18 protein-coding genes and 5 tRNA genes are annotated in these 20,162 nt (G+C 43.8%); 12 read left to right on the top strand and 11 right to left on the bottom strand.

Going from position 1 to position 20,162, the window contains the following annotated elements:
• Positions 1-23 precede the first annotated feature (23 nt).
• The 6 genes from L4C39_RS11000 to orn all read right to left on the bottom strand — a co-directional run bounded on the left by L4C39_RS11000 (position 24) and on the right by orn (position 1,329).
• Positions 24-99: transfer RNA gene (locus L4C39_RS11000), tRNA-Gly, on the bottom strand.
• A gap of 32 nt (positions 100-131) precedes the next feature.
• Positions 132-208: transfer RNA gene (locus L4C39_RS10995), tRNA-Met, on the bottom strand.
• A gap of 68 nt (positions 209-276) precedes the next feature.
• Positions 277-352, bottom strand: a tRNA-Gly gene (locus L4C39_RS10990).
• Between the two features lie 32 nt (positions 353-384).
• Positions 385-461, bottom strand: a tRNA-Met gene (locus tag L4C39_RS10985).
• Positions 462-528: 67 nt separating this feature from the next.
• Positions 529-604, bottom strand: a tRNA-Gly gene (locus tag L4C39_RS10980).
• 179 nt (positions 605-783) lie between these two features.
• Positions 784-1,329, bottom strand: coding sequence for an oligoribonuclease (orn, locus tag L4C39_RS10975; protein WP_017053394.1), 546 nt, complete (start codon positions 1,327-1,329; stop codon positions 784-786).
• Positions 1,330-1,479: 150 nt separating this feature from the next.
• On the opposite strand from orn, the gene rsgA reads away from it, so the two are divergent.
• The 5 genes from rsgA to L4C39_RS10950 all read left to right on the top strand — a co-directional run bounded on the left by rsgA (position 1,480) and on the right by L4C39_RS10950 (position 8,331).
• On the top strand, positions 1,480-2,535 hold the full coding sequence (gene rsgA / locus L4C39_RS10970) for a small ribosomal subunit biogenesis GTPase RsgA (RefSeq protein WP_429745866.1): 1,056 nt from the start codon (positions 1,480-1,482) through the stop codon (positions 2,533-2,535).
• 115 nt (positions 2,536-2,650) lie between these two features.
• On the top strand, positions 2,651-3,532 hold the full coding sequence (gene asd, locus L4C39_RS10965; RefSeq protein ID WP_017053392.1) for an archaetidylserine decarboxylase: 882 nt from the start codon (positions 2,651-2,653) through the stop codon (positions 3,530-3,532).
• 212 nt (positions 3,533-3,744) lie between these two features.
• Positions 3,745-5,160 carry an SLC13 family permease gene (locus tag L4C39_RS10960; protein ID WP_113798989.1) on the top strand — a complete coding sequence of 472 codons (1,416 nt, stop codon included), beginning with the start codon at positions 3,745-3,747 and terminating at the stop codon, positions 5,158-5,160.
• Between the two features lie 259 nt (positions 5,161-5,419).
• Positions 5,420-7,300, top strand: coding sequence for a methyl-accepting chemotaxis protein (locus L4C39_RS10955; RefSeq protein ID WP_136995689.1), 1,881 nt, complete (start codon positions 5,420-5,422; stop codon positions 7,298-7,300).
• Positions 7,301-7,446: 146 nt separating this feature from the next.
• Positions 7,447-8,331, top strand: a complete 885-nt coding sequence (locus L4C39_RS10950; protein ID WP_429745863.1) for a DMT family transporter — start codon at positions 7,447-7,449, stop codon at positions 8,329-8,331.
• Between the two features lie 80 nt (positions 8,332-8,411).
• Here L4C39_RS10950 and epmA read toward each other — a convergent pair whose 3' ends face one another.
• Complete coding sequence (epmA, locus tag L4C39_RS10945) at positions 8,412-9,383, bottom strand: elongation factor P--(R)-beta-lysine ligase (protein WP_136995693.1); 972 nt, start codon at positions 9,381-9,383, stop codon at positions 8,412-8,414.
• 274 nt (positions 9,384-9,657) lie between these two features.
• Between epmA and frdA the strand changes: the two genes are divergently transcribed.
• Genes frdA through frdD form a run of 4 tightly spaced genes read left to right on the top strand, consistent with a single transcriptional unit; the run spans position 9,658 to position 13,021 of the window.
• Positions 9,658-11,475, top strand: coding sequence for a fumarate reductase (quinol) flavoprotein subunit (gene frdA, locus L4C39_RS10940; protein ID WP_017053387.1), 1,818 nt, complete (start codon positions 9,658-9,660; stop codon positions 11,473-11,475).
• A complete protein-coding gene (locus L4C39_RS10935) occupies positions 11,475-12,248 on the top strand; it encodes a succinate dehydrogenase/fumarate reductase iron-sulfur subunit (protein WP_429745861.1) in 774 nt (257 codons plus the stop codon). The genes frdA and L4C39_RS10935 overlap by 1 nt, the downstream gene beginning before the upstream one ends.
• Position 12,249: 1 nt before the next feature.
• Positions 12,250-12,633 carry a fumarate reductase subunit FrdC gene (gene frdC / locus L4C39_RS10930; protein ID WP_429745859.1) on the top strand — a complete coding sequence of 128 codons (384 nt, stop codon included), beginning with the start codon at positions 12,250-12,252 and terminating at the stop codon, positions 12,631-12,633.
• Between the two features lie 10 nt (positions 12,634-12,643).
• Positions 12,644-13,021: a fumarate reductase subunit FrdD gene (gene frdD, locus L4C39_RS10925; RefSeq protein WP_017053384.1), complete on the top strand. Its 378-nt coding sequence runs from the start codon at positions 12,644-12,646 to the stop codon at positions 13,019-13,021.
• Positions 13,022-13,193: 172 nt separating this feature from the next.
• Here the strand turns inward: frdD and efp are convergent, their stop codons facing one another.
• Positions 13,194-13,760, bottom strand: coding sequence for an elongation factor P (gene efp / locus L4C39_RS10920; RefSeq protein WP_017053383.1), 567 nt, complete (start codon positions 13,758-13,760; stop codon positions 13,194-13,196).
• Positions 13,761-13,793: 33 nt separating this feature from the next.
• Here efp and epmB point away from each other — a divergent pair, with 33 nt between their 5' ends.
• Positions 13,794-14,816: an EF-P beta-lysylation protein EpmB gene (gene epmB / locus L4C39_RS10915; RefSeq protein ID WP_429745857.1), complete on the top strand. Its 1,023-nt coding sequence runs from the start codon at positions 13,794-13,796 to the stop codon at positions 14,814-14,816.
• Between the two features lie 84 nt (positions 14,817-14,900).
• Entirely contained in the window at positions 14,901-15,392 is a 492-nt protein-coding gene (locus tag L4C39_RS10910; protein ID WP_113798996.1) for an MgtC/SapB family protein, read from the top strand.
• Between the two features lie 126 nt (positions 15,393-15,518).
• Here L4C39_RS10910 and L4C39_RS10905 read toward each other — a convergent pair whose 3' ends face one another.
• The 3 genes from L4C39_RS10905 to L4C39_RS10895 form a co-directional block, all read right to left on the bottom strand.
• Positions 15,519-16,079 carry a VC2662 family protein gene (locus L4C39_RS10905; protein WP_017053380.1) on the bottom strand — a complete coding sequence of 187 codons (561 nt, stop codon included), beginning with the start codon at positions 16,077-16,079 and terminating at the stop codon, positions 15,519-15,521.
• 272 nt (positions 16,080-16,351) lie between these two features.
• Complete coding sequence (groL, locus tag L4C39_RS10900) at positions 16,352-17,998, bottom strand: chaperonin GroEL (RefSeq protein ID WP_017053379.1); 1,647 nt, start codon at positions 17,996-17,998, stop codon at positions 16,352-16,354.
• 75 nt (positions 17,999-18,073) lie between these two features.
• Positions 18,074-18,364: a co-chaperone GroES gene (locus L4C39_RS10895; RefSeq protein WP_017053378.1), complete on the bottom strand. Its 291-nt coding sequence runs from the start codon at positions 18,362-18,364 to the stop codon at positions 18,074-18,076.
• A gap of 445 nt (positions 18,365-18,809) precedes the next feature.
• Here L4C39_RS10895 and L4C39_RS10890 point away from each other — a divergent pair, with 445 nt between their 5' ends.
• Positions 18,810-20,162, top strand: a complete 1,353-nt coding sequence (locus L4C39_RS10890) for an MATE family efflux transporter (RefSeq protein ID WP_136995685.1) — start codon at positions 18,810-18,812, stop codon at positions 20,160-20,162.

Genomic DNA, 20,162 nt, shown 5'->3' with positions numbered 1-20,162 from the left:
GAGCAAGGCTCAAAGAGAGAAATTGGAGCGATACATCGGGTTCGAACCGATGACCTCAACCTTGGCAAGGTTGCGCTCTACCAACTGAGCTAGTATCGCATGATCGACCGCTAAAGCGTTCAATCTAAATGTGGTTGCGGGAGCAGGATTTGAACCTACGACCTTCGGGTTATGAGCCCGACGAGCTACCAAGCTGCTCCATCCCGCGTCCGGATGCATTGYTTAAGACAATGACGCTTTTCCAACTCTTTCTGAGCAARRCTCAAAGAGAGAAATTGGAGCGATACATCGGGTTCGAACCGATGACCTCAACCTTGGCAAGGTTGCGCTCTACCAACTGAGCTAGTATCGCATRATYGACCGCTAAAGCGTTCAATCTAAATGTGGTTGCGGGAGCAGGATTTGAACCTACGACCTTCGGGTTATGAGCCCGACGAGCTACCAAGCTGCTCCATCCCGCGTCCGGATGCATTGTTTAAGACAATGACTCTTTTCTATTCTTTCTGAGCAAAGCTCAAAGAGAAAAATTGGAGCGATACATCGGGTTCGAACCGATGACCTCAACCTTGGCAAGGTTGCGCTCTACCAACTGAGCTAGTATCGCAAACTGAAACGTCTTTCGTCGTTCAGGGCTGCGAATTATAAGAGCATTTTTTTGTGATGCAAGTCCTTCCTTCAAAAAAAATTAATTTTCTACTATTTTGATGGAAAAGCATGCAAAAAACGCATTTTTTAACCAAGTGTAACCATGACGCGTACCATAAAACCCGCTTTTACAATCAACTAGATACTAATAATTGTTTTACGGTAGTACTGCAATTCCGCAATCGACTCACGAATATCGTCCAGTGCTAAATGGCTACCTGTTTTTGAAAAGCCATCAAGAACCTCTGGTTTCCAACGACGAGTCAGCTCTTTCAAAGTGCTCACATCGATATAACGGTAATGGAAGTATTGCTCTAATTCAGGCATATGTTTGTAAAGGAAGCGACGATCTTGCCCAATACTATTCCCACAAATTGGCGATTTTCCTTTTGAGACCCATTTTTCTAAGAACGCGATCGTTTGATCAATTGCATCTTGCTCGGTGACTTGGCTCTCTTGAACTCGCTTAACTAAGCCGCTACCAGTATGCGTTGTCGTACACCACTCATCCATTTTCGCTAATTCATCATCAGATTGGTGAATAGCCAAAACAGGCCCTTCTGCTAGAATATTTAATTCGCTATCGGTAACAATGGATGCAATTTCAATGATTTTATGAGTTTCAGGATCTAAGCCTGTCATCTCCAGATCGACCCAAATTAAGTTCTGATCGCTAAAGGACATAAGGGAGCTGCCTATTTGTTTAGGTATAAAAGAGGTACTATACCCAAATATGTATACTCAAACTAGGTTTAGCACGACCGAAATATCGTAGTGTCAATAACATAGCGTTGAGTACTCAATCATCAATTTAGATGTGTTAAGTGGAAAATTGTGGCTAAAAAGAAAAAGTTAACCAAAGGTCAAGTACGACGCGTACGCAGCAACCAGAATAAGCGACTTAAAAAAGAAGACTCTGTTCAGTGGGACGAAAACATGCTGGGCGGCACTAAACGTGGTTTAGTGATTACTCGCTTTGGGCAACATGCTGACATTGAAGATCTAGAAACCAATGAAGTTCACCGCTGTAACTTACGCCGTAGTATTGAAACTTTAGTGTCTGGCGACAAGGTCATTTGGCGCGCAGGTCTGGAATCAATGGCTGGTATTTCTGGTGTTGTTGAAGCCGTTGAGCCAAGAACATCAATGCTAACTCGCCCCGACTACTATGATGGCCTAAAGCCTGTTGCAGCAAACGTTGACCAAATGATCATTGTATCAGCCGTGTTACCAGAGCTATCCCTTAACATTATTGACCGCTACTTAATTGCATCAGAAACAGTAAACATAGCCCCACTTGTCGTACTTAATAAAGTCGACCTCCTCACAGAGAAGCAGATCGCTGAATACCAAGAAACATTAAAAGCTTATGAAAAAATTGGCTATAAAGTGCTTCTTGTCAGTAAAGAGTCTAGCTACGGCATTCCTGAGCTTGAAGCTGAACTTAAAGGCAGAATTAATATTTTCGTAGGTCAATCAGGCGTAGGTAAATCCAGTCTGGTTAACGCATTAATGCCAACTCTCGATATTGAAGAGGGCGTGGTTTCTGAAAACTCAGGGCTTGGTCAACATACTACGACGGCTGCTCGTTTATACCATTTTCCATCTGGTGGTGATTTAATTGACTCCCCTGGAGTTCGAGAGTTCGGTTTATGGCACCTTGAACCCGAAGAGATCACAGAAGCTTTCATCGAGTTCCGCCCATATTTAGGGGGATGCAAATTTAGAGATTGTACGCACATGGACGATCCTGGTTGCCTCCTAAGAGAAGCCGTAGAAAGCGGGAAAATAAGCAAGCTACGATTTGATAATTATCACCGCATCATCGAAAGCATGGGTGAAAACAAAGCGAATCGTCAGTATTCTCGTGGAAAAAAAGCTGACCTCTAAGACTAGAATATCGGTAAATAAGCACCATATTATGAACAACTGATACCACGCCTACTCATTGTAGGCTGGGCATCCTCTTTTAAAACCTAAACATAGAGCACTGGAAACTCGCACCATGGATAAAATCAAAGTTGGATTGCAATACTGTATTCCACAGCACGGGCTAACTCGCCTAGTCGGTAAAATTGCATCTGCAAAAGCAGGCGCTTTAACCACCGCGATTATTAATTGGTTTATTAAGCAATACAAAGTCAACATGGATGAAGCTCTGCACAGCGATCCTAAACATTTCAAAACGTTCAACGAATTTTTTGTCCGTGAGCTTAAAGAAGGCATGCGCCCAATCGCTGAAGGTGAAACGGTAATTTCTCACCCAGCAGATGCTCGCGTTAGTCAATTCGGACCAATTACTGACGGTCAGTTAATTCAAGCGAAAGGCCACAATTACTCAGCACAGGAGCTACTTGGCGGCGACGCTAACCTTGCTGAAGAGTTTAAAGATGGTGAATTTGCGACACTTTACTTATCGCCAAGCGATTACCACCGTGTTCACATGCCATGTGACGGTACGCTTCGCCAGATGATTTATGTTCCTGGCGACCTTTTCTCAGTCAATCCATTAACTGCAGAAAATGTTCCGAATCTATTTGCTCGTAACGAACGTGTTGTCTGTATCTTCGATACTGAATTCGGTCCTCTTGCTCAAGTTCTTGTAGGCGCAACCATTGTAGGAAGCATCGAACAAGTATGGGCGGGAACCATCACCCCTCCACGCGGTAATTCCGTTTACAAATGGGACTATCCATCAGAAGGCAATACCGCTGTGAGCTTGAAGAAAGGTGAAGAAATGGGCCGCTTTAAACTTGGCTCTACTGTTATCAACCTTTTTGCTAAGGATTCGATTCAATTTGATGAATCAATGAAAAATGGTGAAGCGACCGTAATGGGTACCGCTTACGCACACATTAAGAGTGCTGAAAATAAGACACAAGCGTAACCAACCATCCTTAACTCTCTTTAAAAAGTTGGTACTTCGGTATCAACTTTTTTATATCTATCGACAAAAGCATCAGTTCATTTTCTTGACCAAAGACAAACCTCTCACCGAAATATGCTACGAGTTTGTAAAAGTCATACTCCCGTCTAGGTACCTAAATCGTTGATAATTTATTCTATTTTGAGTTCATTTATTTATGAGGTTGGTCATCTATGCCGAAATTACGTTCAGGAGTGCTGTTGAAGCTGCTAGTCTGCTTTTCAATCCCCTTAGCTGTGCTCTTTATGCCAATAGATGCTATCCCTATCGACGACCTCACTTTAATTCAGCATCGACTACTCGCTATTTTCCTACTTGCCGCTCTTTTGTGGGTGCTTGAGCCTGTTCCCGTATTTGCCACCTCAATTCTCATTATCGCTTTAGAGCTAGTGATGATCTCAGACAAAGGGCTTCATCTTTTTAGATCGCCCCCTGCGGGACATGATCTTGGAGAGTTAATGAAATACACCGACATATTCAGTGCATTTTCGTCTCCTATTATTATTCTATTTATGGGGGGATTTGCTCTTGCGATTGCAGCCTCCAAATATGAACTCGACAACAACTTAGCCCGAGTGTTACTCAAACCTTTTGGTACACAGCCTCGCTTTATTATGCTTGGGCTCATGTTGATCACTGCTGTCTTCTCTATGTTTATGTCCAATACCGCGACCACGGTTATGATGCTGGCGCTACTCGGCCCCATCGTCGCGTCTGCACCAAGAGGTGATTTAGGTATAAAAGCATTGGTTTTATGTATTCCGATTGCCGCGAATACCGGTGGCATCGCAACACCAATAGGAACCCCTCCAAACGCCATCGCTCTTCAATATTTAACCGGTGAAAACAGTATCGATTTCCTTTCATGGATGATGATGGGGCTACCTTTTGTCATTATCCAACTCACCATCGCTTGGTTTTTATTGCAGAAATTCTTTCCATCGTCAGAGAAAGAGATGATTTTAAAACTCGACGGAAAATTCAAGAAGAGTTGGCGCGCGATCGTCGTCTATGTCACCTTTGCGGCCACCATTATTCTATGGATGACGACTAAACTACATGGGATGAATACCTATGTGGTTTCTATTATCCCGCTAGCCGTATTTACGCTGACTGGGATCATGGGCAAAGAGGAGCTTAAGCAGATTAACTGGGATGTATTGTGGTTAGTTGCAGGTGGTATTGCTATCGGGATCGGTTTAGATAAAACAGGGCTAGCCGCAGCGCTTGCTCACGCTATTGATTATGAATCTCTTTCTCCAATGTCGGTGGTGTTCACCTTATCGATAATCTGTTGGTTAATGGCGAACTTCATGTCGAATACCGCCACCGCCAACTTATTAATGCCCATTGCTGCCGCGATTGGAGCATCAATGGAAAGCTTAGTCAGCATTGGTGGATTGCAAGGTTTACTGGTTGTTGTCGCCTTCTCTGCGTCATTAGGGATGATCCTTCCGGTCTCTACGCCACCAAACTCTTTGGCTTATTCAACAGGACTTATCGAAAGTAAGGACATGGCAAAAACAGGTTTAATCATGGGCGTAATTGGCTTACTCATTGTTTATATTGCCGCCCTCATTATTACCTAAATTATCAATAGTGGGATATACGTAGGCTTGAATGAGCATGTAACATTTATAAGCCTACATAACCGCGATTTTAATTTAATAGACAACTGTGATTTCGCTTCACATTTTATCCAACAAACCGCTTATAGGTTTGGATTTATTTGATTCTAAACACATTTTTTATACATCAATACAACGACACTACACGCGCGTCAATCACGCATCCACCAGCACCATGCATCATTTTGACTATCGATTTTCTAAGAGGGAGGAATAGACCTTGAGGCATACCATCAAATTTAAAATTCAAATCGCAATAGCGGTTATTATCGCCGTAGTTAGTGGCGCTCAAGCTTGGATTTCCGTCAATCAGCTCACCCAAGAGACTGAAGTTGCGATTAGCCAAGAAATGAAGAATGTAAGTGTAAGTACAACCAACTATATTGCCGATTGGCTCTCTATTCGTAGCGATATGATGGTTGCGAATGAACCAACCGTTTCTAGCAATGAAAATTCAGATCGCGAACTCCTCATCACCAAGCAAGCGGGGCAATTCTTATCTGTCTACGCCGGGTTTAGTGATGGCACTATCGCATACGGTGATAAGGGTGAAGATTGGCCAGCAGGCTACGACCCACGAACTCGCCCTTGGTATAAAGATGCAAATGCAGCGTCAGGGCTCATTATTACTGAACCTTATCAAGACTTTGATGGCAGCATTGTCATCAGTTTCGCCAAAGCATTTAACGGTGAACAAAAAGGTGTTCTCGCCGCTGACTTAACCGTGACGAGCATTATTGATGCCGTTCTTAACGTAAAACTTGATAACGATGGTTTTGCATTCTTGGTCGATGGTAACAACAACATCGTGGCTTACAGTGATGAAGAGTTAAGCCAAAAACCACTAACAAGTCTGAACCCTGAACTTACGGCAAGCAAAGTTTCACAACTGATTCAAAACCAAACGATCACGACTCTCGCTTGGCCTAAACAGAATGAGAAGATGATCTACATCGCCAATGTACCGAATACCGATTGGTCACTGGGTATTGTTATCGATAAAGAGATGGCGTTTTCTGCGGTATCTGATGCTATCCAGTTCATCGCGCTAACTTCATTTATTTTGTACATCGTCATTTCAATCGCAAGTACCATGGTCATCAACCGCTTGCTTTACCCATTACAAACGCTATCTGAAGCACTCACTCAACTCGCACAGGGCCGAGGCGATCTGACTCAGCGTATTGATATTACTCGCATGGATGAGATTGGAAAACTTGCCGAGCTTGTGAACCAGTTCTTAAGCCAAATGCAGAGCATGCTAAAAGGAGTCATTGAGCACAGCCATGACTTAAACAATCATGCCGAGCAAGCGAATCAGCTGGCCACTCAATCTTCAATTCGAGTTGAAAACCAGCAAAACGATATCAATCAAATAGCAACGGCTATCCATGAGATGTCAGCAACGGCGGCAGAAGTAGCAAGCCACGCAGAATTAACCGCATCAGCGTCTCAAGCATCAGCAACCGCATGTAATGAAGGCCAAGAAGTGATTCAACAAAACCGTGATGCGATTACTGGTCTTGCAACTCAGGTAGAAGATGCCGCTAACGTTATTCGAGAACTAGAGAGTAACGCGCAAAGCATCAACCAGATCCTATCAACCATCCAAGGTATTGCTGAACAGACCAACTTACTTGCGTTAAATGCGGCAATCGAAGCAGCTCGCGCTGGTGAACAAGGTCGAGGCTTTGCTGTAGTTGCTGATGAGGTACGAGTACTCAGCCAAAGAACGCACGGCTCAACAGAAGAGATCCGCGTCATGATTGATACTCTGCAGAAGAATACTGAACATGCCGTTGAAAGCATGACAACCAGTACTCAACTGGCAGAGAACAGCGTTGGCTTTGCTGAGCAAGCGCATGGCAGCTTAACCAAAATCACTCAAGCAATCACTGAAATCAATGATATGGCTCTACAAATCGCAAGTGCTGCCGAAGAGCAACGCGCGGTAAGTGAAGATATCAGCCGTAACACCCAAGGTATTAAAGATGCTTCTGACGATCTTGCCCATCAAGCAGAGAGTAGCCGTAATAGCTCGAACGATATGAGCAAAGCCGCTGAATCTATGCGTCAAGATGTGGAACGTTTTAAGGTATAACGCCCAAACGTACATCTTTTAATATCCGTAATACCGCTACCGAGACTGAAACAAAGCGATCCTTTTCATAAGAATCGCTTTGTTCTCAGCTCGGTTTCATGCATATTTATGAGCTAATTTATCCCAATCACAAGGATGTTGTTCACATGGGATTTGAATGGTTAGCGCTTGCAGCGGCTTTTCTATGGGCGATCTCAAGCCTATTATCTGTCTCTCCTGCTCGTCATCTTGGAACATTTGCCTATAGCCGTTGGCGTATGGGTTGCACCGCTTTAATTCTTTCATCCATGGCTTTTGCGACTGGAGGGTGGTCAAGCGTTGAACCTCACCTTATCACTCCAATGATGCTGTCAGGTTTAATTGGCATTTTTATCGGTGACACCGCTCTTTTCGCTTGTTTAAATCGAATGGGTCCAAGGCCAGCTGGGCTTCTATTCTCTTGCCATGCGGTCTTCTCTGCCATTTTAGGATACTTCCTATTTAGCGAAACCATGCAAGGCACTGAGCTTGTTGGGGCCGTATTGGTTTTCTTAGGAGTCATCACCGCCATTTTCTTCGGAAAAAAAGCGAATACCCATGAACTGGAATCAATCAAAGGGAAGATTTGGGTGGGCGTCGGATTAGGTCTTACCGCTGCGATATGCCAAGCTTTAGGGGGAATTATTGCTAAACCCGTCATGCAGACAAGTATCGATCCCGTTGCAGCATCCGCCATTCGTATGATCACCGCTTTTCTTGCCCACAGTCTATTCCGTCTCAGTGGCGCGAAGTTGGCTCGTCCAATAAACCCAATGACAGGAAAGATGTTAGGTATCACCGCTCTCAATGGCTTTTTAGCAATGGCCGTGGGTATGACTCTGATTTTGTATGCGCTACAAGAAGGAAACGTAGGAATGGTCGCCCTGCTCTCTTCTACCACACCTATCATGCTGTTGCCTCTTCTCTGGGTATATACAAAAAAAAGACCCAATCGATATGCATGGTGCGGTGCGATTTTAGCCGTTGTCGGAACGGGAATATTAGTGAGCTAGAAATCGAATACTGAAAACAAAAAAAGCCATAACACGCTAAGTGCAATGGCTTTAATCAGTCACACTATATTGACCGATGACTAGGCTTTTGGGAACGGAAATGCCGTGACATCATCAATGTGATCACAATTCAACGCGAGCATAATTAAGCGATCAATCCCCAGAGCAACGCCCGCACATGCTGGTAATCCAGCCTCTAGCGCCGCAATCAAGTGGTGATCGATAGGCTGTGGTGATAATCCCATCTCCACTCGTTTTTGATTATCCGCTTCAAACCGAGCCAATTGCTCTTTTGCATCATCAAGCTCATGAAAACCATTCGCAAGCTCGATACCTTTGAAATAGACTTCAAAACGATCAGCAACTCTCGGATCTTGCTTATTAATTCGAGCCAATGCCGCTTGTGACGCAGGGAAATCATACACAATGGCAGGAACTTGCAATCCAATTTTGTTTTCAACCCCAACGCTGAACAGAAGTTGCAGTAGTGTATCTCTATCCTCTTCTGGCTCCGCAATATCACTCAAGCCTAATTCATTCGCCACAACTTTAAGTTGCTGCATCGACGCTTCAAGTGGGCAAACCCCTAGAACCTGTAAAAATGCGTTCTGATACGTCATTTTCTCAGCAGCTTCACATTGAAGAACTTGCTGTAATAATGCGTCCATTTCAGCCATTAGATCATGATGATCAAATCCAACGCGATACCACTCCAACATCGTGAATTCAGGATTATGATAGCGACCATTCTCCTCATTACGGAATGCTTTTCCTATCTGGTAAATACAACCACTCCCAGCCGCCAGTAAGCGTTTCATATGAAATTCAGGACTGGTCATCAGATAAAGATGACTACCGTCAGCATAGCCAGGGCCAATAAAATCAGTTTGAAAAGTATGTAGGTGTACATCCGTTACGGTTGCATGACTAATCGCAGGTGTCTCAACTTCAAGAACCTGACGTTCTGCAAAAAACTGTCGAATTGAAGCCAGCAATAATGCACGTTGTTGTAATTTAGCTATTGAAGCGGAGGGTTGCCAATCTGAACCAATCATATCGAGTTACACATAAACAAAAGTTATGCGAATTCTAACGCTACCATCCAATAAATCCACAATTGAATGTGATTCAAATCACACAAAAAACAAATAGTATGCTTACGATTTCACTACCGAAGAAAAAACCTAGCAGCATCAATTTTTTGTTCACATGGCTCTTTTAGAATACCCACTACCACTTAAGGCTTATTATTAAAAAACTCGATAAGCAAGCCTTTTACTATAACAAGTGAGTTAATTTAAAACTCACATACACTGGAGGATAACTGTGAAGACTATCACCACAGATATCGCAGTCATCGGCGCTGGCGGCGCTGGTTTACGTACTGCAATCGCAGCCGCAGAAGCAAACCCTGACTTAGAGGTCGCTCTGATTTCTAAAGTTTACCCAATGCGCTCTCACACGGTGGCTGCAGAAGGTGGTTCAGCAGCAGTTATCAAGGAAGAAGACAGCCTAGACAATCACTTCAACGATACCGTTGGCGGTGGTGACTGGCTATGTGAACAGGATGTTGTTGAATACTTTGTAAAAAGTGCAACTCGTGAAATGGTTCAAATGGAACAATGGGGTTGCCCATGGAGTCGTAAAGAGAACGGCGACGTCAATGTACGCCGATTTGGAGGCATGAAAGTCGAAAGAACGTGGTTCGCGGCTGATAAAACTGGCTTCCACATGCTTCACACTCTATTCCAAACATCGATGAAATACGATCAAATCAACCGATTTGATGAATACTTCGTGGTTGACCTATTGGTTGAAGGCGGCGAAGTTCAAGGCCTTATCGCTATCCATATGTCGGAAGGTGAACTGGTTACGATCAAAGCAAAATCTGTTGTATTAGCAACAGGTGGCGCAGGTCGAGTTTACCACTGTAATACAAATGGTGGCATCGTAACGGGCGACGGCATGGCGATGGCTTATCGTCACGGCGTTCCACTGCGTGATATGGAATTTGTTCAATACCACCCAACTGGCTTACCAGGTACAGGCATCTTGATGACTGAAGGTTGTCGTGGTGAAGGCGGTATTATCGTCAACAAAAATGGTTACCGTTACCTACAAGATTACGGCATGGGACCAGAAACACCCGTTGGCGAGCCAAAGAACAAGTACATGGAACTTGGCCCACGAGACAAAGTATCTCAAGCATTCTGGCATGAGCAGCAAAAAGGCAACACAATCAAGCATGCACTAGGTGATGTTGTACACCTAGATCTTCGTCACCTAGGTGAAGATTACCTGCAAGAACGTCTACCGTTCATTTGTGAATTGGCAAAAGCGTACGTTAACGTTGATCCAGCAAAAGAACCGATTCCAATTCGTCCTACCGTTCACTACACCATGGGTGGTATTGAAACTGACGGCCTATGTGAAACTCGCATTAAAGGTCTGTTTGCAGTAGGTGAATGTGCTTCAGTTGGTCTTCACGGTGCAAACCGTCTTGGCTCTAACTCTCTAGCAGAATTCGTTGTATTCGGTCGAGTTGCCGGTGAAAACGCCGTGAAACGTGCCGCTGAATTCAAAGGCTGGAACGATGAGTCTATCGCTAAGCAAGTAAAAGCGGTTGAAGATCGTATTGCAGGTTTGATGAATCAAGAAGGCGACGAAAACTGGGCAACAATCCGTACTGAAATGGGACACACCATGGAAGCGGGTTGTGGTATCTACCGTCAAGAAGATTTAATGCAAGCGACGATCGATAAGATCAGCGAGCTAAAAGAACGTTACAAACGCATCAGCATTAAAGATAAAGGCAAAGTATTCAATACTGACCTTCTTTATGCAATTGAAGTGGGATACGGCCTTGAAGTGGCAGAAGCAATGGCATGTTCAGCAATCCTTCGTAAAGAGTCTCGTGGTGCACACCAACGTCTAGATGAAGGTTGCACAGAACGTGATGATGTTAACTTCCTCAAGCACTCTTTAGCATTCTACCAAGAAGACGCTGCACCAACGATCGATTACAGCGGTGTAACTATTACTAAATCGCAACCAAAAGCACGTCTGTATGGTGAAGCTGCCGAGAAAGCCGCAGCTGAAGAAGCGAAAGCAAACCAAGAACAGTCTGCCGAGGAGCAAAAATAATGTCAGCAAATCGTATCCAAAAAGTAGATATTCTGCGCTACGACCCTGAAAAAGATAACGAACCGTACATGCAATCTTTTGATGTGCCGTTTGATGAAACCATGTCAGTGCTTGATGCAATTGGCTATATCAAAGACAACCTAGACAAAGACCTATCTTACCGTTGGTCTTGTCGTATGGCGATTTGTGGCTCTTGCGGCATCATGGTGAACAACGTTCCAAAATTAGCATGTAAGAGCTTCCTACGTGATTATCCAAATGGCGTAACCATTGAGCCTCTAGCAAACTTTGCTATTGAGAAAGATTTAATCGTTGATATGACGCCATTTATTGAGCGTTTAGAAGCAATTAAGCCTTACATCATTGGTAATGACCGCACTGTAGAAGATGGTCCAAATAACCAAACGCCTGCGCAAATGGCAAAATACAAACAGTTCGCTGGCTGTATTAACTGTGGTCTGTGTTACGCAGCATGTCCACAATTTGGTTTAAACCCTGAATTCATCGGCCCTGCGGCATTAACGATGGCTCACCGTTACAACCTTGATAGCCGTGATAACGGAAAAGCTGAACGTATGAAGCTTATCAATGGTGAAAACGGTGCTTGGGGTTGTACTTTCGTCGGTTACTGTTCTGAAGTTTGTCCGAAGAGCGTTGATCCTGCGGCAGCGGTAAACCAAGGCAAAATCGAATCTTCAATGGATTTCGTGATCGCAATGCTTAAACCTGATGGCCAACCAACATCAGTAGAAACAAGCAAAGAGGACGCATAAGATGACTAATCGTAAGCCTTATGTTCGTGAAATGAAGCGCACGTGGTGGAAATCTAGCTCTTTCTACCGTTTTTACATGATGCGTGAAGCCACTGTATTACCTTTGATCCTATTTACTCTGTTCCTGACTTTTGGTTTGGGTAGCTTAGTAAAAGGCCCAGAAGCATGGGATACATGGTTAAGTTTTATGGCAAACCCAATTGTTGTGGCGATTAACATCGTCGCTCTATTAGGTAGCCTATTACACGCGCAAACCTTCTTCAGCATGATGCCTCAAGTAATGCCTATTCGCATAAAAGGCAAACTTGTCGATAAGAAGATTATCGTTCTAACTCAGTGGGCCGCTGTTGCGTTCATTTCACTGATTGTTCTCATTGTGGTTTAAGGAGCTGAGTGTGTCTAACAATTATCAGGTAAATAAAAACCCAAAACGTTCAGATGAACCAGTATGGTGGGGCTTGTTTGGCGCTGGCGGTTCATGGTTTGCAATGATCACACCAGTGACTATTTTGGTTCTTGGTATCCTTGCTCCTCTGGGTATTATTGATGCTGAAGCGATGAGCTACGAACGTGTATCTGAATTTGCAACGAGCATCATCGGCGCTCTATTCATTATCGGTACTCTAGCGTTGCCAATGTGGCATGCAATGCACCGCGTACATCACGGTATGCACGATCTTAAGATTCATGCAGGTGTTGCAGGCAAAATTGCTTGTTACTTCTTTGCTGGCTTAATCTCAGCATTAGCGGTTATTTTCATCTTCATGATCTAATTCATAGATAGAAAATCAAAGAGCTCAGTCATTCGTTACTGGGCTCTTTTTTTATCCATGTTCCGGATAACTATAGGTTTCAGATAAAAAAGTACAGATAACAAAAATGTTTCAGGTAACAAAAAAGGCCACCGAAGTGACCTTTATGCTTAGTAACCTTACTTAAAGAAGATTACTTCACACGACCAACGTATTCACCGCTACGAGTGTCAACTTTAACGACTTCGCCAATCGCAATGAATAGAGGAACACGAACAACAGCACCTGTTGCAAGCGTCGCTGGTTTACCACCAGTACCTTGAGTGTCGCCCTTTAGGCCAGGATCAGTTTCTGTTACTTCGATTTCAACAAAGTTTGGTGGAGTAACCGTGATAGGGTTATCATTCCACAATGTTAGAGTACAAACATCGTTTTCAACCAACCATTTAGTCATATCACCCACAGCTTTTACATCAGCGGCGATTTGTTCAAATGTGTCATTGTCCATAAAGTGGTAGAATTCGCCATCGTTGTATAGGTAAGCTAATTCGATATCAACAACATCAGCAAGCTCGAAGCTTTCACCTGATTTGAATGTTTTCTCTAACACTTTGCCTGACAGCAGTTTACGAAGTTTTACACGGTTAAACGCTTGGCCTTTACCTGGCTTAACGTATTCATTGTCGATAATTGAGCAAGGCTCGTTATCTAACATGAACTTTAAACCGCCTTTGAATTCATTGGTGCTTACTGTCGCCATGATTATATCTTCCACATCTTTGAGTTAATTTCAATGCCGCATATAATAACCCGAAAAGCCGAATCTGTTGAGCAAAACTGGCTCAAACAGCTATCGAATGCGATCTCAGACCCCGCAAAACTCCTAGAACAGCTAGAAATTGACCCTCTGCATTGGAAAAAAGGCTTCGAAGCGAAACATTTATTTGCTCAACGTGTGCCACAAAGCTTCATTGAGCGTATGGAAACAGGCAACCCTCACGATCCATTGCTACGCCAAGTGCTTCCTCTAAGCGAAGAGTTTGAAGTTCACCCTGGCTACTCCACAGATCCACTGGAAGAGCAAGGCAACGAAACACCAGGGTTACTGCATAAATATAAGAATCGAGCATTAATGATAGTGAAAGGCGGCTGCGCCGTTAATTGTCGCTACTGCTTCCGTCGCCATTTTCCCTATCAAGAAAACAAAGGCAGCAAACAGGTTTGGCAGCAGAGCCTTAGCTATATTGCTCAGCAACCTGAGATCAATGAGATCATATTGTCAGGTGGCGATCCTCTCATGGCGAAAGATCACGAACTTGAATGGTTAGTGGCCGAGATAGAAAAGATTCCTCACGTCAAACGTCTGCGTATTCATAGTCGATTACCGGTGGTGATTCCCGCTAGAATTACTGATGAGCTATGCTCCATACTCAAACAGACATCGCTACAGACGATCCTAGTTACGCATATCAACCACGCCAACGAGATCAACGCAGAGCTAAAAGAAAGGCTCACGAAACTCAAAGCAGCCAATGTCACTCTTCTTAACCAAGGAGTCATGCTAAAAGGTGTCAACGACTCAGCATCAGCACAAGTCAACTTAAGCAATACCCTATTTGATGCAGGTATATTGCCATACTACCTGCATGTTTTAGACAAAGTTCAAGGCGCTGCTCATTTTTATATCTCAGATAATGAGGCGAAAAAAATAATGGCAGAAGTGATGGAGCAAGTGTCTGGCTACCTAGTGCCAAAGCTCACACGGGAGATAGGAGGAAGAAAAAGCAAAACACCACTCGATCTGCATTTAGAGTAAGTCGATATTTTTATCGTCACTACTAATTTTCTGATTCGATTAGCTATACTTTTCCATGCATACTCCGCAATTTAGGAGCTGACCATGCAACCCATCGTTTCAGTTTTAGATCTTGGCCCGTTTAGTTGGTCAGCTTTAATGTGTTGTGCGATAAACGGAGTACTCATTGGGGTTGAAAGACAAACTCGTGGTAAACCCGTAGGAATAAGAACATCGATACTCATTATAGCTGGCACCTACTTCTTCATGTCGATGGCGATATCTTTATCACCGAACACACTTGATCAAGCGAGAGTACTAGGCCAAATTATTACTGGCGTCGGTTTCTTAGGCGCGGGAGTAATGATGACACTCGATGGGAAAATACATGGCGTGACATCTGCCGCTATCATTTGGATGCTGGCCGCGCTTGGCATGATGATAGGTCTAGGTTACTTACAGCAATCTGTCGTAATCACTCTATTAGCGCTTTCTGTTCTTTTAGGTGTTGATAAAGCCGAGAACTCCTTTAAAAGCTTACGCCGAGGCGTACACCAAAAGTTTCGCCAAAGACCAGTACCGCCCAATAAAAAATAAACCCAACAAGCCGTAATCAAAAAAGCCCAGACACACAACGCGCGTCTGGGCTTATCTATTCGTATCAAGAAACATTTCGTATCAAGAGGCATCTGAAATTTGACTTCAAATGCCCTAATATTTCAATTACTTCGCAAAGTTAATGATTGGGAAGCACTTAAAGAAGCCATTGTCAGCACAGTTGATCAAGCCAACTTGAACGCCTTCTATTTTCGCCGTTTTATTGAAGAAGCCAAGTTGGACAGTTGATGCATCAGAGAAGTTTGCCGCACCAAAATCAACCAAAGTGTTACCTTCTGAATAGTTCACAAAACTCACGTTAGCGCCTTTCACATTATTAGTAATGTTCACAGCACCAATGTTCGCTCCCGTCATATCACCGCCCATCCAGTTAAAGAAACCCAACGACGCACCCGTCATCTCTTGGTTAACTTTAGCCGCACCAAAGAAACCTAAGTTAACACCCGTAGTTTTCTGAGTTTCCGACATACCAATTATTGCGATATCCAGACCTTTCACTTCATCAACCTGACCATGAAGGGCTGCAACACGAACACCTTTTACACTGGTGTTTGATGGTGCATTAAAGTCATTGATTGATGAGAACATGACAGGCGCACTATCAGCAAGAGCAATAGGAGAAGCGACTGCTGCCGATACAGCAAGAACTGAAAGTAGTTTATTCATGATAAAAATCTCCACTGGCTATAGTTAGCCCTATTTATTTAAGGCTTTATTTTATATGTATTATCAATCACTAATGTTAATACCAAGTCATGATTGATCGTTGAGGTAAGTACTCAAAAACAACACTAGATGTGCAACTTACCACTTATATAACTATAGCCCTTATCATTGTAAGTGCAGACTTTTTAAACGCGCACAACAAAACCGCAAGCAATAAAAAAGCCGAAGGCATGAACCTTCGGCTTTCGAATCAAGACAGGAAGTCTGTCGGCTTACATCATGCCGCCCATTCCACCCATACCGCCCATGCCACCCATATCAGGCATTGCAGCAGCAGAATCTTGAGGCTTATCTGTTACCATCGCTTCTGTTGTGATCATAAGACCCGCAACTGATGCTGCGAACTGAAGTGCAGAGCGCGTTACTTTAGTTGGGTCAAGAATACCCATTGCGATCATATCACCGTATTCGCCCGTTGCCGCGTTGTAACCGTAGTTACCTTCGCCAGCGCGAACGTTGTTAGCAACAACAGAGTCTTCTTCGCCTGCATTCTTCGTGATTTGACGGATAGGAGATTCCATCGCACGAAGTGCTACGCGGATACCCACATTTTGCTCTTCGTTATCACCAACAAGGTCGGCAACTTTAGATGCAGCGCGGATAAGTGCAACACCACCACCAGCAACCACACCTTCTTCAACCGCTGCGCGAGTTGCGTGAAGTGCATCTTCTACGCGGTCTTTCTTCTCTTTCATCTCAACTTCAGTTGCTGCGCCAACTTTGATTACTGCAACACCGCCAGCTAGTTTCGCTACGCGCTCTTGAAGTTTCTCTTTGTCGTAGTCTGAAGTTGCATCTTCAACTTGTTGACGAATTTGAGCAACGCGACCTTGGATCATCACTTCTTCACCAGCGCCATCAATGATCGTTGATGTCTCTTTAGTGATAGAGATACGTTTTGCTTGACCAAGATCTTCTAGCGTTACTTTTTCAAGATCTAGACCGATCTCTTCAGAAATAACCGTACCACCAGTAAGAATAGCGATATCTTGAAGCATTGCTTTACGACGGTCACCGAAACCAGGCGCTTTAACAGCAGCCACTTTCACGATGCCACGCATGTTGTTCACAACAAGAGTTGCAAGCGCTTCGCCTTCTACATCTTCAGCAAGAATAAGAAGTGGACGAGACGCTTTTGCTACTGCTTCTAGTGTTGGAAGTAGTTCACGGATGTTCGATACTTTCTTATCAATAAGAAGAACAAATGGGCTTTCTAGATCAACACTGCCCGCTTCTTGATTATTGATGAAGTAAGGAGATAGGTAACCACGGTCGAACTGCATACCTTCAACAACGTCTAGCTCATCTTGTAGAGCTTGACCTTCTTCAACTGTGATAACACCATCGCGGCCTACTTTTTCCATTGCTTCAGCAATCAAGTTGCCCACAGTAGAATCAGAGTTAGCAGAGATAGTACCCACTTGTGCGATAGCTTTTGTATCTTCACATGGAACTGATAGTTCTTTCAGTGCTTCAACAGCAGCCACAACCGCTTTATCGATACCGCGCTTAAGATCCATTGGGTTCATGCCAGCAGCAACCGCTTTTAGGCCTTCAGCAATGATTGATTGTGCAAGTACTGTTGCAGTTGTTGTTCCGTCACCCGCCGCGTCATTCGCTTGCGAAGCCACTTCTTTAACCATTTGTGCGCCCATGTTTTGGAACTTATCTTCAAGTTCAATTTCACGAGCAACAGAAACACCATCTTTAGTAATGGTTGGAGCACCAAATGATTTGTCTAGTACAACGTTACGGCCTTTAGGACCTAATGTTACTTTTACCGCGTCAGCCAGAACGTTTACACCTTCTAGCATTTTGATTCGTGCGTCGTTACCAAATTTAACGTCTTTAGCAGCCATCTTTATTTTCCTTTTTAAATCTGTTTTTTATCTAATTAGTAGAATTCGAAAAACGAATTACTCAACGAGTGCTGGTTATTCAACAATAGCCATGATGTCGTTTTCAGACATGATCAACACTTCTTTGCCGTCGATTTTTTCAGATTTAGTGCTGTAGCCTTCTGCAAAAATAACGCTATCACCAACTTTAACATCCAGTGGTTGAACTGAGCCATTTTCTAAAATGCGGCCTTTGCCTACCGCTAGAATAATACCGCGAGTTGATTTCTCAACAGCAGCACCAGTTAGCACGATGCCACCAGCAGATTTTGATTCAACTTCTTGGCGTTCAACGATTACGCGATCGTGTAAAGGACGAATGTTCATTGGTCGTCTCTCCTGATTGAGGTTAATTTGATGAATGTCGATTTGTCGACTAGTGAATATTAAGTGGGGTGCGATCCCTGATAACCCAAGGGGTCAGCAATTAAAAAGTGTGATTAATATAACGAAATAGATCAAAGTTTTAATCGTATTGAATAAGGAATCCACGCAAGAGAGATTTTCAACTCTTCCTGCCGACTTCGAGGGGGAATAGATAAGAGCTTGATGAGTGTTTAAATAAGCGCGGTGCATTCTATAATCTCCACTTTGTATCCTGTATCCTACTCACTTCCCAGAGACACGTTTTCATAACGCTCATTTTTTCATAACGCTAGTTGTCATAAAGCTAATTGTCATAAAACTAATAGCCATAGAGCTAATTGTCTTAAAACTAATAGCTACGAGCTAACTGGCTACAGAGCGGATTTCCATAGAGTAAAGGTTATTCATGCAAGATAAGCACGGCTTACTGACCGCCCCTATCACCAATGTGCTGCGCCAAATGACCATCCCGATGATTTTCGGCTTGGTGGCGATCTTGATGTTTAACTTAGTGGATACTTTCTTTATCTCGTTACTCGGTACTCAAGCGCTCGCGGCGATCAGTTTTACTTTTCCCGTCACGTTTGGCGTGAACTGCATCACCATGGGTATTGGGATTGGGTTATCGACAAGCATTGGTCGTCTACTTGGACAGGGCGATGCACACTCTGCGGCTCGATTTACTAGCCACGGTTTATTACTTGCGGTGTTACTTGTCGCGCTAACGTCTACGCTCGGTTTTTTCACCATTGAACCTCTGTTCTTAATGCTTGGTGCAGAGCAAGAGCTGATCCCTTTGATTGAGCAATATATGCAGGTTTGGTATCTCACCATCCCATTGCTAGTGATCCCGATGGCGGGCAATAGCGCCATTCGTGCCACTGGAGATACTAAAACCCCTGCCAAAATCATGATGCTCGCTGGACTTATCAACGGAATTCTCGACCCATTGCTTATTTTTGGTTATGGCCCATTCCCTGAACTTGGGATTCAAGGTGCAGCGATTGCAAGTGCTTTCAGTTGGTTTGGAGCGTTAGGGGGATCATTCTATGTTCTGATTCTGCGTGAAAAACTACTGGCTCCCCCTCGCTTATCAACTATGTTCAATGATTGGAAGTTAATCCTAAAAGTCGGCACGCCTGCGGCTCTATCGAGTGCAATGAATCCTCTTTGTGGTGCTATCTTGATGATGCTGCTTGCGAGTCATGGTACGGCTGCTGTCGCGGCTTATGGCGCAGCACAACGAATTGAATCTATCTTAATTATCGTATTAATGGCGCTCACTTCCGCCCTCACCCCTTTTATGGCTCAAAATCTAGGGGCCAAGAAACCACAACGTAGTTTCAATGCTCTTTTCCTGAGTATGCGTTTTTCAATTGTTTTCCAACTGATCATTTTTGTCATGATGGTGCCGCTTAGCATTCCACTTTCCGCTCTGTTTTCTCAAGAGCAAAGCGTGAGAGATTTACTGTGGCACTACCTTTTAGTCGTGCCTTTTAGCTACGGTTTTCAGGGGATTTTGATGATGTTAGTGAGCGGGTTAAATGCGATGCATCAACCGATGAAAGCATTTCGTTGGAGCTTCATGCGTCTGTTTGTATTCACTCTACCAACCGCATGGGTCGGGAGTTTACTCTACGGTATTGAAGGCTTATTTATAGGTATCGCTCTGGGGAATGTACTTGGTGGCGTTTGCGGTTATCTCTATGCATTAAAGCTAAGAAGAGAGGAGCATGGTATCGAGACTCATCACGCATAA

The sequence above is a fragment of the Vibrio clamense genome (assembly GCF_050337905.1).
In the GTDB taxonomy this organism is placed as follows: Bacteria; Pseudomonadota; Gammaproteobacteria; order Enterobacterales; family Vibrionaceae; genus Vibrio; species Vibrio cortegadensis.
Note: the sequence above shows the minus strand (reverse complement) of the source record. Positions and strands in the feature narration are given on the sequence as shown.

Bases quoted from the DNA above. Each gene is read 5' to 3' on its own strand.
- L4C39_RS10910 (WP_113798996.1), top strand. From the start codon at position 14,901: ATGCAACCCATCGTTTCAGTTTTAGATCTTGGCCCGTTTAGTTGGTCA.
- L4C39_RS10890 (WP_136995685.1), top strand. From the start codon at position 18,810: ATGCAAGATAAGCACGGCTTACTGACCGCCCCTATCACCAATGTGCTG.
- efp (WP_017053383.1), bottom strand. From the start codon at position 13,760: ATGGCGACAGTAAGCACCAATGAATTCAAAGGCGGTTTAAAGTTCATG.
- orn (WP_017053394.1), bottom strand. From the start codon at position 1,329: ATGTCCTTTAGCGATCAGAACTTAATTTGGGTCGATCTGGAGATGACA.
- epmB (WP_429745857.1), top strand. From the start codon at position 13,794: ATGCCGCATATAATAACCCGAAAAGCCGAATCTGTTGAGCAAAACTGG.
- L4C39_RS10935 (WP_429745861.1), top strand. From the start codon at position 11,475: ATGTCAGCAAATCGTATCCAAAAAGTAGATATTCTGCGCTACGACCCT.
- L4C39_RS10895 (WP_017053378.1), bottom strand. From the start codon at position 18,364: ATGAACATTCGTCCTTTACACGATCGCGTAATCGTTGAACGCCAAGAA.
- groL (WP_017053379.1), bottom strand. From the start codon at position 17,998: ATGGCTGCTAAAGACGTTAAATTTGGTAACGACGCACGAATCAAAATG.
- L4C39_RS10960 (WP_113798989.1), top strand. From the start codon at position 3,745: ATGCCGAAATTACGTTCAGGAGTGCTGTTGAAGCTGCTAGTCTGCTTT.
- L4C39_RS10905 (WP_017053380.1), bottom strand. From the start codon at position 16,079: ATGAATAAACTACTTTCAGTTCTTGCTGTATCGGCAGCAGTCGCTTCT.
- L4C39_RS10950 (WP_429745863.1), top strand. From the start codon at position 7,447: ATGGGATTTGAATGGTTAGCGCTTGCAGCGGCTTTTCTATGGGCGATC.
- frdC (WP_429745859.1), top strand. From the start codon at position 12,250: ATGACTAATCGTAAGCCTTATGTTCGTGAAATGAAGCGCACGTGGTGG.
- asd (WP_017053392.1), top strand. From the start codon at position 2,651: ATGGATAAAATCAAAGTTGGATTGCAATACTGTATTCCACAGCACGGG.